12 protein-coding genes are annotated in these 13,899 nt (G+C 61.6%); 6 read left to right on the top strand and 6 right to left on the bottom strand.

All coding sequences use genetic code 11. The features are described 5' to 3' along the window. Positions 1–24 precede the first annotated feature (24 nt). From J7557_RS00195 to J7557_RS00220, 6 genes are all read right to left on the bottom strand, one after another. Entirely contained in the window at positions 25–813 is a 789-nt protein-coding gene (locus J7557_RS00195; RefSeq protein ID WP_291416167.1) for a DUF1684 domain-containing protein, read from the bottom strand. Further along, positions 810–1,571, bottom strand: coding sequence for an ABC transporter ATP-binding protein (locus J7557_RS00200; protein WP_291416169.1), 762 nt, complete (start codon positions 1,569–1,571; stop codon positions 810–812). Before J7557_RS00200 ends, J7557_RS00195 begins: the two co-directional genes overlap by 4 nt. Then, positions 1,568–2,377 carry an ABC transporter ATP-binding protein gene (locus tag J7557_RS00205; RefSeq protein WP_291416171.1) on the bottom strand — a complete coding sequence of 270 codons (810 nt, stop codon included), beginning with the start codon at positions 2,375–2,377 and terminating at the stop codon, positions 1,568–1,570. The genes J7557_RS00200 and J7557_RS00205 overlap by 4 nt, the downstream gene beginning before the upstream one ends. Further along, a complete protein-coding gene (locus J7557_RS00210) occupies positions 2,374–3,222 on the bottom strand; it encodes an ABC transporter permease (RefSeq protein ID WP_291416173.1) in 849 nt (282 codons plus the stop codon). Before J7557_RS00210 ends, J7557_RS00205 begins: the two co-directional genes overlap by 4 nt. Further along, entirely contained in the window at positions 3,219–4,166 is a 948-nt protein-coding gene (locus tag J7557_RS00215) for an ABC transporter permease (RefSeq protein ID WP_291418234.1), read from the bottom strand. Before J7557_RS00215 ends, J7557_RS00210 begins: the two co-directional genes overlap by 4 nt. Before the next feature lie 136 nt (positions 4,167–4,302). Further along, positions 4,303–5,787: an ABC transporter substrate-binding protein gene (locus tag J7557_RS00220; RefSeq protein WP_291416175.1), complete on the bottom strand. Its 1,485-nt coding sequence runs from the start codon at positions 5,785–5,787 to the stop codon at positions 4,303–4,305. A 279-nt stretch (positions 5,788–6,066) separates the two neighbouring features. On the opposite strand from J7557_RS00220, the gene J7557_RS00225 reads away from it, so the two are divergent. The 6 genes from J7557_RS00225 (at position 6,067) to J7557_RS00250 (ending at position 13,771) form a co-directional block, all read left to right on the top strand. After that, positions 6,067–6,519 (top strand): hypothetical protein, encoded by a 453-nt coding sequence (locus J7557_RS00225; protein WP_291416177.1) that lies wholly within the window; start codon positions 6,067–6,069, stop codon positions 6,517–6,519. 101 nt (positions 6,520–6,620) lie between these two features. After that, positions 6,621–7,595 carry an acetylxylan esterase gene (locus J7557_RS00230; protein WP_291416179.1) on the top strand — a complete coding sequence of 325 codons (975 nt, stop codon included), beginning with the start codon at positions 6,621–6,623 and terminating at the stop codon, positions 7,593–7,595. A 67-nt stretch (positions 7,596–7,662) separates the two neighbouring features. Further along, complete coding sequence (locus J7557_RS00235) at positions 7,663–8,667, top strand: LacI family DNA-binding transcriptional regulator (RefSeq protein ID WP_291416181.1); 1,005 nt, start codon at positions 7,663–7,665, stop codon at positions 8,665–8,667. A gap of 705 nt (positions 8,668–9,372) precedes the next feature. After that, on the top strand, positions 9,373–11,280 hold the full coding sequence (locus tag J7557_RS00240; RefSeq protein ID WP_291416183.1) for an ABC transporter substrate-binding protein: 1,908 nt from the start codon (positions 9,373–9,375) through the stop codon (positions 11,278–11,280). 360 nt (positions 11,281–11,640) lie between these two features. Further along, complete coding sequence (locus tag J7557_RS00245) at positions 11,641–12,633, top strand: ABC transporter permease (RefSeq protein WP_291416185.1); 993 nt, start codon at positions 11,641–11,643, stop codon at positions 12,631–12,633. A 1-nt stretch (position 12,634) separates the two neighbouring features. Continuing rightward, on the top strand, positions 12,635–13,771 hold the full coding sequence (locus J7557_RS00250; protein ID WP_291416187.1) for an ABC transporter permease: 1,137 nt from the start codon (positions 12,635–12,637) through the stop codon (positions 13,769–13,771). The last annotated feature ends 128 nt before the right edge of the window (positions 13,772–13,899 follow it).

A 13,899-nucleotide genomic window follows, 5' to 3' on the forward strand; every position in this document is an offset into this window, starting at 1 on the left:
GCCGGGCCTTTTGTTGTTGGGTGCCTATCGGTCGTGGAGGCGCTTTTCGCCGGCTTCAATGCGGATCGGCAGCACGTTTTCGGCCGGCGGCAGCGGGCAGACGGCGTGCTCGGTGAAAGCGCAGGGCGGGTTGATGGCCTTGTTGAAGTCCAAGACAATGGTCTTGTCGGTGACATCTTCGCCGAAGACGAAGCGGCACGCAGCATAGGTCGAGTCGCGCGAAGTTTGGTCGCGGATGACGAATTGCGGGGCTTCCGCCGTGCCGTGGGTGGCGAGCAGTTCGTAGGTGACGCCATCACGGGCGAAGACGGCCTTGTGGGTTGCTTCGACTTCGGTCTCGATCGCCTTGGAGGTGCTGATGGTCAGGCCCTTGGGGGCCTCGAAGGCCACCCAATCGGCGGTGATGCGCCAGGTCGGGTCGAGCGGGAAATATTCGAGCGGCTGCAGCTGGTTGGGCGCGTCAGATGTAGTGTCACGCACGCGGAGGGCATTTTCGCCGTTGAGCGAGGTGACTTCCAAGAGCAGGTTGCCGGCGGTGAAGCGCGGCGGGCTGTACTTCGAGAGTTTCAGCACCTGGGCGGCGCTGCCATCGGCAGGCGTATAAGTGACCTGGCCGTCAGCATCCTGGGTCAGGCTTCCGACATAGGACGGACCGGAGGAGAGGATGATGTCATTGTCGGCGGCAGCGCCGACCGTGACGGTGCCTTCCGCGAGCCAGACGCGGGCGATGATGTTGAGCCAGCCATTGGGCGCCTTGAGGGCGGCGAGGCGTTTTTGCTGCCATTCGGCATATTGGGTTGCGTAGTCGGTCATGAAGACACCTCGTTCAGATTGAGGCGCGGCACGCTGGCAAGCAGGCGCTGCGTATAGGGATGTTGGGGATTGGCGAGAACGGCAGCGGTATCGCCAGCTTCGACGATGCGGCCTTTTTCGAGAATGACGATGCGGCGGCAAAGCGCAGCGACGACGCCGATATCGTGTGAGACGAAAAGGAGGCTCATGGTTTTGCTGAGGCCTGCCAAGAGGTCGACGATGCGAATGCGGGTCGTCAGGTCTAGGGCGCTAACGGCTTCGTCGGCGAGCAGCAGGCGTGGGCCGGGCACGATGGCGCGGGCTATGGCGATGCGCTGGCGCTGGCCGCCGGAGAACTGATGCGGGAAGCGCGTACCCACATCGCGGTCGAGGCCGACGGCATCGAGGGCATTGCCCACCATTTTGGCGTGGTCGCCGGCGATTTTGAGCGAGCGTAGGGGCTCGGCGATGATGGACTGGATCGTCTGGCGCGGATCGAGCGAGGAATAGGGGTCCTGAAAGACCACCTGCGCCTGACGGCGGAACTCGCGCATGAAGGCGCCGTTGCCGGGTTCGAGGGGTTTGCCATCGAAGGTAATGGTGCCGCTATCGGGGCGAGCGAGGCCGAGGAGGAGACGCAGCAGCGTGGTCTTGCCTGACCCGCTTTCTCCGACGAGGCCGATGGTGTCGCCTTGGGCGATATCGAGCGAGACATCATCGAGAATGCGGCGGTTGGCGGTGTAACCAAAACTGACGTGATCGACGCGGACGAGGCTCATGCGCGGCCCTCCATGGCGTCGTCGAGGCGACGGGCGGCGGCGAGAAGGCTCTTTGTATAATCGTGGCGCGGATTGCCGAAGACGTCGGCGACGTTGCCGGTTTCGACGGTTTCGCCCTGGCGCAGCACGACGACGCTCTCGACCGTGTTGGCGACGACGGGCAGGTCGTGGCTGATGAAGAGGAGAGCCATGTTGCGGGTGCGGACGAGACGATCGAGTAGGCTGAGGATTTCGGCCTGGGTGGTCACGTCCAGCGCCGTGGTGGGCTCGTCGGCGATGAGCAGGTCGGGCTTGCAGGCGAGGGCCATGGCGATGGCAATGCGTTGGCGTTGGCCGCCGGATAGCTCGTGCGGGTAGGATTTGGCGATGCGCTGCGGATCGGGCAGGGCGACCTCGTCGAGAAGGGCGAGAACGGCCTGATCGAGGGCTGTGCCGGAAAACGGGGTGCCGTCGCGCTGGGCGCGGCGGGCGAGGGGTTCTGCCACTTGTTTGCCGACGCGCATGAGCGGGTCGAGCGCCGTCAGTGGCTCCTGGAAGATGATGGCGACGGCAGTGCCGCGCAATTGGTTCAGCTCGCGATCCGGGGCGCCGATCACTTGCTTGCCGGCAAGAATGGCGGAACCGGAGGCCGAGAGGCCGGCGGGGAGTAGGCCGGTGGCTGCCAGCGAGGTCAACGATTTGCCGGAACCGGATTCGCCGATCAGGCCAAGTCGTTCGCCACGGTTGAGCGAGAAGGAGAGGTTGGACACCAGCGGTTTGCTGCCGGCGTGGACGGACAGATTTTCCAGGGAGAGAAGAGCGGTCATCGGGCGCGCCTCGTCGGGTCGATGGCGTCGCGCAGGCCGTCGGCGAGGAGGTTGACGCCGATGGCGAGGGAAACCAGCGCAATGCCGGGAGCGATGGCGCCGAGGGGGGCGGTATACACCGTGCCCTGGGCTTCCTGCAGGATGCGCCCCCAGGAGGCGTTTGGCGGCGGGGCGCCTAAGCCGAGATAGGAAAGCGAGGCTTCGGCGATGACGGCGAGGCCGAATTGCAGGGCGAAATTGACCGAGAGGGTCGGCCAGATATTCGGCAGGATATGGATGGCGACGATTTTTGGCCACGAACTGCCCGAGGTGCGGGCGGCGGTGATGTAGTCCATCACCAGCACGCGCTTGGCGAGAATGCGCGTTAAACGCGCGACGATGGCGGAGAGGGCGATGCCTAGCGCGACAATGGCTGACCAGAGATTGGCCGTGTCGCTGGCTGCGACTACCAGCATGGCGATCAGCAGCGTGGGGAAGGCGATGAGGATATCGAGCGTTGCCGCCAGTGCGTCGTCGAGCCACTTGCTGGCAAAGGCCGCGAGGAGACCAAGGGTGACGCCGATGACAGCGCCGATGGCGACGGCGCCCACGCCGACAATGAGGGCAATGCGGCTGCCGATCATCATCTGGGTGAAGAGGTCGCGGCCGAGACGGTCGGTGCCGAGCCAGTGCAGCAGGCTCGGGCCCTCAAGGCGACCGCCGGCCATGGCGGTGGGGTCGTAGGGTAGCCAGACGAGGGTGAGGAGGCCAATGGCAACGTGGAGGCCGACCAGCAGTATCCCGGCCATGAGGGCCAGCGAGTGCGACTTCTTGTCGGCGGGGGCGGTCATGGTGGCGGAGCTCATGCCAGCGCCCTCCCACGGCCACGGAGGCGTGGATCGATGAGGCGCTGGGCGATGTCGGCTGCGAAGCCGATCAGCAGCACGAGCAGGGTCGAGATGAAGAGCACGCCCTGCACATTGGGATAGTCGCGCTGCTGGATGGCGAGGAGCAGCATGGAACCGAGGCCGGGGAGCGAAAAGACGCGCTCGATGACGACGGCGCCGAGGAAGGTGCTGGCGAGTTCGATGCCGAGAATGGAGATGACCGGCACGGCGCCGTTGCGCACGCCATGGCGGATCAGCGCTTCGGGGAAGCTGGCGCCAAGGGCCCGGGCGGTGCGGAGGAAATCGCTGCCGAGAACGTCGAGAGTGGCGGCGCGGACGTAGCGCAGGAGCGAGGCGCCCATGACGAGGCCGATGGTGAGGGATGGCAGGATCATGCCGGTGATGGCTTCACCGAAATTGGCCCAGCCTTTTAGCGGGAAACCGCCGGAGGGGAGCCAGCGCAGATTGATGGAAAAGAGCGTCACGAGGAGAATGCCGACCCAGAATACGGGGATGGCAATGCCGAGTTGGGAGATCACCGAAATGGCGGCGCCGTACCATTTGTCTGAGCGGACGGCAGCCAGAATGCCGAGGGGGATGGCGAGGACGAGTGCCACGACGAAGCCGAAGAAGGTCAGCGGCAGGGTGACGGACATGCGGTTGCCGATCTCGCCGAGCACCGAGGCGCGGCTGACAAAGGATGTGCCGAGATCGAGGCGGGCCAGATTGCCGATGAAGCTGACGAACTGGACGTAAAGCGGCTGGTCGGAACCCACCTGGGCGCGGGCGGCGGCGATCTGTTGCTGGGTCGCGCCGACGCCGAGCAGGGCATTGGCGGGATCGCCGGGGAGAAGACGCAGCAGCACGAACAGCACAATCGCTGCGATGAACAGCGAGGCGATCAGGATCAACGTGCGGCGGATGGTGTAGGCGAGAATGGTTTTGGTCCTTGCGCGATATCAGGCGCGACAATAGCGGGGCCGTAACGGCAAAGCCACCGGCCGAAGGGCCGGTGGACAGAGTGTTCAACGGGATTTCCCGACCAAGGTGAGTGCGGTTCTACTCAGATTTCTGGATGTCGTAGGCGAAGAACTGGGAGTTCAGGCCGTTGATCGGGTAGCCGGTGACATTAGCGGCCGAGACGACGATCTGCGGGTAGAGGTAGAGCCAGTTGCTGGCGGCGTCTTCCGCGATGATCTTGTTGGCTTCGGTCAGTTTTTCGACCTGTTCGGCTTCCGAACCGGCGGATTCAGCATCGGCGATCAGCTTGACCACGTCGGGGTTGTTGTAGCCCCAGTAGAAGTCGGGATTGCCGTAGAAGACGATATCGCGGTGGTTGACGTGCTCCTGCAGCGTCGCCTGGAAATCGTGGGCCTGGTAGACCTTGGTGTACCATTCATTGGCGGTGATGATGTTGATGTTCACCTTCACGCCGATCTTGGCATATTCGGACTGGAGGAACTGCGCCACGATCGGATGCGGATCGTAGTCGGGGGTGTCGAGGGTGAATTCGAAGCCATCGGGATAGCCGGCTTCGGCGAGGAGAGCTTTGGCGCTTTCGACGTCATAGGCATCGACGCCCGTGAGGTCGACATACCATGGGTCGGTCGGCGGCACGAAGGAGCCAATCAGTGTGCCGTAGTCACCCCAGATGGAGTTGAGCAAGCGTGCCTTGTCGGTGGCGCGGGCCAGGGCCTTGCGGACCTTGACGTTGTCGAACGGGGCGACGCGGTCGTTATAGGCCAGCAGTTCCTTGGTGGTGGAAGCGCCTTCGGTGACGGTGAAGGCCGGGTTGCCGGCGAACTGGGCCAGGGAATCCGGGCTCTGCACCGAGGTGATCACGTCGACGGCGTTGGTCAGCAGCGCGTTGTTGAGCGCGGTGGCGTCGGTGAAATAGGTGTAGATCACTTCGCCATTGGTCGGCGCTTCGCCCCAATAGCCTTCGTAGCGCTCTAGAGCGAGAGCCGAACCGCGGCGCCATTCGCCCAACAGGTACGGGCCGGTGCCGTCTTCAACGGCGGTGATATCAGCTGCGGCGTCGTTGACGATCCACACATAGGACAGGTTGTAGGGCAGCGAGATCGAGCGGGCCGAGAGGGTAATCACCACCGTCTTCTCGTCCGGGGTTTCGATGTTGGTGATCGTGGACAGGCTCTTCTTGCGCGAGCTCTTCGAGGCTTCCGCGGTGACGCGTTCGATCGAGTACTTTACGTCGGCCGCGGTCAGCGGGTCGCCGGAGTGGAAGGTGACGCCGTCCTTGAGGGTGAAGGTATAGGTCAGGCCGTCTTCGCTGGCTTCGTAGCTTTCGACGAGTTTTGGTTCGACCGAACCGGCATCGGTCAGCTGGAAGAGGGCTTCGTAGACGTTGCCATTGAAGGCTTCGTTGATGCCCTGGCCGGCGCCGGCGGTGTTGTCGAGGTTTTGGGGCTCATAGAGCGAGCCGATGCGGATGGAGGCGTTCGGATCGAAATCCTGCGCTAGGACGGAGGCAGGCAGGGCAACGCCGGCCAGAAGGGCGGCGAGCAGGAGGGTTTTCGTGGTCATGAGACGCTCCAGTTATGGTTGGCTTCAATCTAGTTCTGGCCGGGATAAATCTCTACCAGCTCGATCGACAATCTTGTGCCGCGCTTGGGCGCATTCGGGCATTTCGTTTCCTTTGGGGCAAAGGAAATGGAAATGCGTTCCGACAGTCTATGCCAGGCGCCGGAGCTTTGAAATGTCATTTCGGTGACGGCTGGCTCGCCACACGCTGTCGTGTGAGTTCTTCTTAGTGGTTTTCACTATCGTAAAATCTCCGTAAGATTATTGCGGAGATGGGTGGCGATGATCGACGAAAACGATCCGGATGGGTTTGGCGACCGGCCTTTGGCCGGGTTCACCCATTCCATCTACAGTCATCTTGCATTTTACCGCTTCGCATTGACGGCCTATAATTTTCGTTGTGCTATCAGTGGGTTGAAATTTGCTCCTGATGCTCAGATTCTACATGAACGCCTCCAAGTCGTGCCGATCCATCCGCGAGAACTGGGCGGTTCGCTGGAAATCGGCAATGCGCTTGTGCTTGAGGCCAGCATGGCGGATGCCTTTGCGCGCGGGCTGATCACGGCCAGCGACGACTGGCAGGTGATCGTGCCGCGGCCGGAAGCGCTGGCGGAAGAGCAGCGACAACACATCGTGGCTGGCCGGGTCCTCTTTGTCCCATCGGAGCCGATGTTCAGGCCGGTGGCAAAAAACCTGCAGTTTCATCGGCTTACGATCGCTCGCTTCCATCGCTAGGATAAATGACCGCGATTGCTGTGGCAAAGTCCGTCCATGGCTGGAAAATTGTGCGTAGCGGGAGCAGGCTAGGGCAGTTTCTTCCATACCAGGATCGTTCCGTGCCATTTCCCGATCTCGTTCACCCTGCGCTCGGTGCCTATCGCAGCGCGGTGGAAATTCCCGCTGATTTTTCAACATTCTGGGCCGAGACGTTGGCCGAAGCGCGCGGCATTGGCGGGGCGGTGCACATTGAACCGGTGGAAACGACGCTGAAACTCGTCGAGGCCTTCGACGTGACCTTTCCGGGCTTTGGAGGGCATCCCGTCAAAGGCTGGCTGGTGCTGCCCAAGAACCGGGACGGAAAACTGCCGCTGGTGGTGCAGTTCATCGGCTATGGCGGCGGGCGCAGCTTTCCGCATGAACTGCTGCACTGGGCCGCGTCGGGCTATGCCTATTTCCGCATGGATACGCGCGGGCAGGGCAGTAGCTGGAGCATGGGTGCGACGGCTGACCCCATCGGCTCGACCTCGTCCATTCCGGGCGTGATGACCAAGGGGATTCTGGACCGGAACGACTATTACTATCGCCGCCTTTTCACCGATGGCGTGCGAGCCGTGGATATGTTGCTGGCGCAGGACTTTGTCGATCCTGAGCGCGTGGCCGTTTGCGGCGGCAGCCAGGGTGGCGGCATCGCGCTGGCGGTGGCGGGGATTGATAGCCGGGTCAAGGCGGTGATGCCGGATGTGCCGTTCCTCTGCGATTTTCCGCGGGCCGTGCGTACGGCCGGGCGCGATCCCTATCTCGAGATTGTACGCTATCTGGCCCAGCACAGGGATAAGTCGGCCAAGGTCTTTGAAACGCTCAGGTATTTCGACGGCGTCAACTTTGCGCGGCAGAGCAAGGCAGCGGCTCTGTTCTCGGTGGCGCTGATGGACGACATTTGCCCGCCTTCCACCGTCTATGGCGCCTATCAGGCTTTTGCCGGCAGCGATAAAACCATTGTGGAATATGAGTTTAACAACCACGAAGGTGGCGGGCCATTCCAGGATCGCGAGCAGATGAAATGGCTCGGGGAGCGCTTCGGGGTGCGTTAACGCGCGAGAATTCTTGCGTTACTCAAAAAATGCAAATATTGCGTAGGGAGTAATCAGGAATTTGGAAATGCCCAGCAAGCGCGCCAGTCAAGCCGATATCGCCGAAAAACTCGGGGTGTCCGTATCGACCGTGTCGCGCGCGCTGGCCAATGAAATCGGCATCAGCGATGCGGTGCGGCGCGATGTACAGCGCGTTGCCCGCATGCTGGGCTACAAAAGCAAGCACGTGCCGGCGGCGGGCAATCTCGACAAGCGCGCCGTGGCCATGGTGCCATTGAATGGCGCCATCGGCAGCCTTGCGAGTTTTTATCACGGTATCGTCGAAGGCATGCGCAGCCAGGCCGCGGAAGCGGGCATCGTGCTCGATGTGCGGCTGGTCAACGAGGACCATGTGACTCTCGATTTCGTGCAGCGCCACATGACGAAATCGGGGGCGGGTGGGCTGGTGTTGGCGGGGATCGACCCCGATGAGGCGCTGGTGGAATGGGCGCTGGATGCCGATATCAGCCTGGTTCTTGCCAATGGCGTCGACCCAAAAATGCGGCTGAGTTCGGTGGCGCCGGCCAATTTCTACGGCGCCTATATGGCGACGCAGCACCTGCTGGATGCAGGGCATCGCAAGATCCTGCATTATACGTTCCGGCACCGGCACACGATCCTGCAGCGGCGGCGCGGCTTCGAGGCCGCCATGGCGGCGACGCCCGATGCCGTGGGCACCGTGGTGATCTCCAACGAGAATTCCGGCAAGGAACTGCTCTCGGGGCTCCTGAGCGGCAAATACGAGGCGACGGCCGTATTCTGCTGGAACGACAGCGTGGCCGTCTCCATGGTTGATGCGCTCCTGGGGCAGGATTCTCCATTGCCGAAGAACTTTTCGCTCATGGGATTTGACGACCTTCCCATTGCCGGCATGGCCAGTCCCCGGCTCAGTACCGTGCGGGTGGATCGCGAGGCGATCGGCCGCGGCGTCGTGCGTCTCCTATCGCAGCAGATGGATGGCGAGCGGGCCGTGCAGCACCTGGAAATCGGGCTGACGCTGGTCGAGGGCGAGACGGTTCACAAGATCGACTGACATCGGGTGTAAGCCCGAACTACAGCCGAAGCGTCGTTATTGGCGGGCCTCTTCCGGCCATCTATCTCGCCGTAGCAATGGACCACCGGGACGATGGGTGGATGGTCTCGGGTTGGCCCAGAGGTCTGTAGATCCGGCGAGCGGCCGCCTCCCGTGCTCGGTTTGTGGTCCAGTTGCATGGCCCCCAGCGCAAACTTTTTTGCCCTCCATGTTGAAAGACGCCCCGTTTTGCGCGGTTCTGCGGATGCTATCCGCCTCGTTCTGCAATGCAATTCCCGCAATATTGCGTAATTTGCATGAAATGCGCAAATTACTTGAATTTGCGCAAGATTGTGCATAGCGTTGCATTCGTTCGGTGACACATAAGGCAGCTGCCGGTTAGCAGACTGTTGGCATCGAGCGTAACCTGGGAGGGGAATTGGTGACTCTTTTGCAGTGGCATGCGGAACTGGTGCAGGGGGTGCTCTTGGCAGCATCCGAAGCCCGGCCGTTCACTGCTTGGTCGCATCCCGGAAATCGAGACTTGGGCAAGGCATTCGCCTTCCGGCATCACTGCCGGAGCGTGAGCTCTGTCGTCGCTATCTCGCCGCTCGCCTGAGCGGGAGTGCCGTCCTTTGGGCGGAATACAATCGTGGCCGAGCTGCCGAGGAAGCGGCCGGCTGAATGTGATTGCCGGGGATGACCCCGGAAATGGGAGGACTATGTATGGGAAAGTACTTTTCTCTTGGCTTGACCGGAGCCGTGGCCATTGCGGCCATGATGGCCGCGGCTGGGCCGGTATTGGCGCAGCAGCAATCGCCCGTGCTCGACGCGGCCGTTGCCAGCGGTGAATTGCCGCCTGTAGCCGAGCGTCTGCCGGCCAATCCGCTTGTCATCACGCCGGTCGAAAGCGTCGGCACCTATGGCGGCACCTGGCACAGCGCCCTGCGCGGCGGCCTCGACAATGCCTGGATCGGCCGCACCGTCGCCTATGACGGCCTCGTTCGCTATGACCGCGAATGGAAAGAAATCATTCCGAACCTGGCCGAAAGCTGGGAAGTCAGCGAAGATTCCCGCACTTTTACGTTCAAGCTGCGTGAAGGGTTGAAGTGGAACAATGGCACGCCCTTTACCAGTGCCGACATTGCCTTCGCGGTCGAACTGATGAGCGAGCCGACCTATGGCGCCGGCACTTTCATCAAGAACCCGAACAATCCGGTGTCGGTGGAAGTCATCGATGACACCTCGTTCAGCCTGGTCTTCGAAAAGCCCAATGGCGTGATCATGGACGAATTGGCCAGCATCAACGGCCTGACGCTGGTGTCACTCAGCAAGGATTATTGCAGCCAGTTCTACCCCAAATACAATCCGAATGCGGCCGAGGAAGCCAAGGCTGCCGGTTTTGAGACCTGGGAACTGTGGATGGGCAATCGCTGCTCCTGGGCGACGGAAACCATCCGCTTCGCCAATCCCGAACTGCCCTTCATGAATGCCTGGATGATCGAGGAGCCGCTGACCGGCGACGCGACCCGCACCACGTTCGTGCGCAATCCCTACTATTGGAAGGTCGATACCGAGGGCAATCAGCTTCCCTATATCGACCGGCTCGAAATGCGTGTTTCGGACTCGCTTGAAGAAATCACGCTCATGGCGCTCAATGGTGAGATCGACTTCCAGGATCGCCATATTGCCACCGTCGCCAACCAGCCGATCTTTTTCGATGGGCAGGAAGCCGGCGACTATCGCCTGGGCGAAAACATTCCCTCGACCATGAACACGCTCATGTTGCAGTTCAACATGAACCATGTGGACGAGAAGCGTCGCGAACTGTTCCAGAACAAGGACTTCCGTATTGGGGTCAGCCACCTGATCGACCGCCCCGAAATCATCGACGTGATCTTCACCGGCCAGGGTGAACCCTACCAGGCCGCGCCGCGTCCGGAATCCCCGTTCTATGACGAGGAAATGGCCAAGCAATATACCGAGTTCGACCCCGATGCGGCCGCGGCTGCGTTCGAAGCAGCGGGCCTCGTTAAGAGTGGCGACTTCTATACCTTTGCCGACGGCGCTCCGCTCAAGATCACCATCGACATGATCTCCTCGTTCCGTTCGGAATGGGTTGACATGATGGAACTGCTGCAGCTCCAGCTCGAAGCCGGTGGCCTCGATATCGAACTCAACAATATCGACCGCACGCTCTACTACGAAAAGCGCCCGACCGGCGACTATGACGCCCAGATCTGGCAGGGCGACGGTGGTCTCGATGTGATCCAGGAGCCGCGCTACTACCTGCCCGCAAACGATGAATCGGTCTGGGCCTATCGCTGGGCACAGTGGTTCCAGGGTTCGCGTCCGGAAATCGCCGAAGAGCCGGCTGACTGGGCCAAGGAACAGATGGACCTGCTCAACAAGCTGCGCAGCGAAGGCAGCCCGGAAGCGCGCAACGAACTGATGAAGCAGATCCTTGCCATCTCCAAGGAGAACTTCCCGGTGATCGGCGTCAGCCTGCCCGGCAATGGCTACTACATCGCCAAGAACAATATGCGGAACATCGCCGAACCGATGCTGCACGCATACCTGTTCCCGACCCCGGCTCCCTATGATCCGTTCCAGTGGTATTTCGCCCAGGAATAGGATCCCTCCCGGCCCCTCGCGACCCCTCCCCAGGGCCGCGGGGGGACTGCGCAGCCGGTCGGCTCTGCCGATGGAAGGCTCCGGTGGAGCCTTCCAAGACAAGCAGGCCATGAGAGCTATGCTCGAATGGCGCGATGCCGGCCTCGCTCTCCGTAGGCGATCTAATAACAGGCTCCTCTGCGGAGGGCCATTCGAGCTTAGCTCTCATGGCCTTCTCACCTCAAATCGCTCCACCGGAGCGATTTGCCAGAGGACGGTTCGAAGCCCCTCACCCTGGATTTTCGCTGAACGCGAAAATCCTGTCCCTCTCCCTCAAGGGGCGAGGGCAGGGACAGAGTTTGTTACAATAGGAGACGCCCTATGCTGCGTTTCGTTTTCCGGCGTCTCATCGCCATGGTTCTTACGCTCTGGGCTGTCAGCTTCGTGGCTTTCGCCATTATCCAGCTGCCGCCGGGCGATTATCTCACCACTTATCTCGCGACCCTCAGCGCCAATGGCGATCGTGTTGATCCTGCGGTGATCGAGGCGCTGCGCGTGCAGTATGGTTTTGGCGAGCCCTATATCGTCCAATACTGGAAGTGGTTCTCGGGCATCCTGTTCCGTGGCGATTTCGGCCAGAGCTTTGAGTGGAAGGCGCCGGTGACGACCCTGATCTGGGGGCGCCTCGGCAATTCCATTCTCGTTGAGGGTCTTGCTGTCCTCGTCATGTGGTTCATCGCCCTGCCCATCGGCATCTATGTGGCGGTGAAGAAATATTCGCTGGGCGACTATCTCGCGACTATTGCCGGCTTCATCGGCCTTGCGATCCCGAATTTTCTGTTGGCGCTGCTGCTGATGTATCTCAGCTTCGTCTGGTTTGGCACGACGATCGGCGGGCTGTTCTCGTCCGAATTCGAGAATGCACGCTGGAGCCTGCCGCGCATCTGGGATTTCCTGTCCCATGCCTGGGCGCCGATCCTGGTTCTGGCGACGGCCGGTACGGCCGAATTGATCCGTATCCTCCGCGCCAATCTGCTCGATGAGCTCAAGAAGCCTTATGTGACGACGGCCCGTGCAAAGGGCCTGCCGGAATGGAAGGTCGTCCTCAAATATCCCGTGCGCGTGGCGCTCAATCCGCTGGTGTCGACCATCGGCTGGCTGCTGCCGGCGCTGGTGTCGAGTTCGGTGATCGTCTCGGTGGTGCTCAACCTGCCGACTGCCGGGCCGCTGCTGCTGCGTTCGTTGACCTCGCAGGACATGTATCTGGCAGGCGCGATCATCATGCTACTCGGCGTGCTCACCGTCATCGGCACCCTGATCTCGGACCTCTTGTTGGCCTGGATCGACCCCCGAATTCGCTATGGGAGTAAGTGACATGGCCGTCGATACGATTGCCCCGGCCGAACTCGTCGCGCCGAAGAAGCTCAAGCGGGAATCGCAACTGGCCCTGATGTGGCGGCGCTTCAAGCGCCACCAGCTGGCCGTGGTCAGCCTGTGGATCGTTGTGTTTTTCTATCTGGTGGCGGCCTTTGCCGAGTTCCTCGCGCCGACCGATCCTTCGGCCTATAGCGCGCGCTATACCTATGCGCCGCCGCAGGGATTGCAGTTCATCGTTTCGACCGAGGATGGTGGCTGGGCGTTTCAGCCGCATGTGAACGGCTACAAGACCGAAGTTGATCCCAAGGCCATGCGCCGCAGTTTCGTGATTGATCCGGAAGAGATCATTCCGGTGCAGTTCTTCGCGCCCTCAAAACCCTATTATCTCGCCGGGTTCATTCCGATGTCGATAAAGTTCATGGGCGTCGAGAATCCGCGCGATCCCTTCTATGTGCTGGGCGCCGACCGGCTCGGCCGCGACATGCTGAGCCGTCTCATCCACGGCACGCGCATTTCGCTCTCCATCGGTCTTGCCGGTGTGACGCTGAGCCTCTTCTTCGGCATCGTGATCGGTGGGTTTGCCGGCTATTATGGCGGCTGGTTCGATAGCACGGTTATGCGCGTCGTCGAATTCATTCGCTCCATGCCGACCATTCCGCTCTGGCTCGGGCTCGCCGCGGCGCTGCCGAAAGATTGGTCTGCGCTGCAAACCTACTTTGCCATCACGATTATCTTGTCCCTTATCGGCTGGACCGAGCTGGCGCGTGTGGTGCGTGGGCGGTTCCTGTCATTGAGGACCGAGGATTTTGTGACCGCGGCGCAGCTCGATGGGGCCAGCGACTGGCGCATCGTTACGCGGCATATGGTGCCGAGCTTCACCAGCCACATCATTGCGGCGGCGACACTGGCAATTCCGGGCATGATCCTGGCGGAGACGGCGCTGAGCTTCCTCGGCCTCGGGCTGCAGCCGCCGATCGTGAGCTGGGGCACGCTGCTGCAGGAAGCGCAGAATATCCGCACGCTGGCGACGGCGCCGTGGCTGCTCGCGCCAGGTGTCTGCGTGGTGATGGTTATTCTCTCGCTCAACTTCTTCGGGGACGGCCTTCGTGACGCCGCTGATCCTCATGGGCGTTGAGATGATTGTACCTGCCTCGACATCCCCCTCACCCGTCTCGGGCTTTGCCCGATCCACCCTCTCCCCGATGGGGAGAGGAATGGTGCCCCCTTCTTATTCTTCTCCCCATCGGGGAGAAGGTGGCGCGC

Origin of the sequence: Devosia sp. (genome assembly GCF_017744655.1) — a bacterium.
Classification (GTDB): Bacteria; Pseudomonadota; Alphaproteobacteria; order Rhizobiales; family Devosiaceae; genus Devosia.

Excerpts from the sequence above, each read along its gene's own strand:
- J7557_RS00225 (WP_291416177.1), top strand. The coding sequence starts at position 6,067 with ATGATCGACGAAAACGATCCGGATGGGTTTGGCGACCGGCCTTTGGCC.
- J7557_RS00200 (WP_291416169.1), bottom strand. The coding sequence starts at position 1,571 with ATGAGCCTCGTCCGCGTCGATCACGTCAGTTTTGGTTACACCGCCAAC.
- J7557_RS00250 (WP_291416187.1), top strand. The coding sequence starts at position 12,635 with ATGGCCGTCGATACGATTGCCCCGGCCGAACTCGTCGCGCCGAAGAAG.
- J7557_RS00195 (WP_291416167.1), bottom strand. The coding sequence starts at position 813 with ATGACCGACTACGCAACCCAATATGCCGAATGGCAGCAAAAACGCCTC.
- J7557_RS00210 (WP_291416173.1), bottom strand. The coding sequence starts at position 3,222 with ATGAGCTCCGCCACCATGACCGCCCCCGCCGACAAGAAGTCGCACTCG.
- J7557_RS00235 (WP_291416181.1), top strand. The coding sequence starts at position 7,663 with ATGCCCAGCAAGCGCGCCAGTCAAGCCGATATCGCCGAAAAACTCGGG.
- J7557_RS00220 (WP_291416175.1), bottom strand. The coding sequence starts at position 5,787 with ATGACCACGAAAACCCTCCTGCTCGCCGCCCTTCTGGCCGGCGTTGCC.
- J7557_RS00245 (WP_291416185.1), top strand. The coding sequence starts at position 11,641 with ATGCTGCGTTTCGTTTTCCGGCGTCTCATCGCCATGGTTCTTACGCTC.
- J7557_RS00240 (WP_291416183.1), top strand. The coding sequence starts at position 9,373 with ATGGGAAAGTACTTTTCTCTTGGCTTGACCGGAGCCGTGGCCATTGCG.
- J7557_RS00205 (WP_291416171.1), bottom strand. The coding sequence starts at position 2,377 with ATGACCGCTCTTCTCTCCCTGGAAAATCTGTCCGTCCACGCCGGCAGC.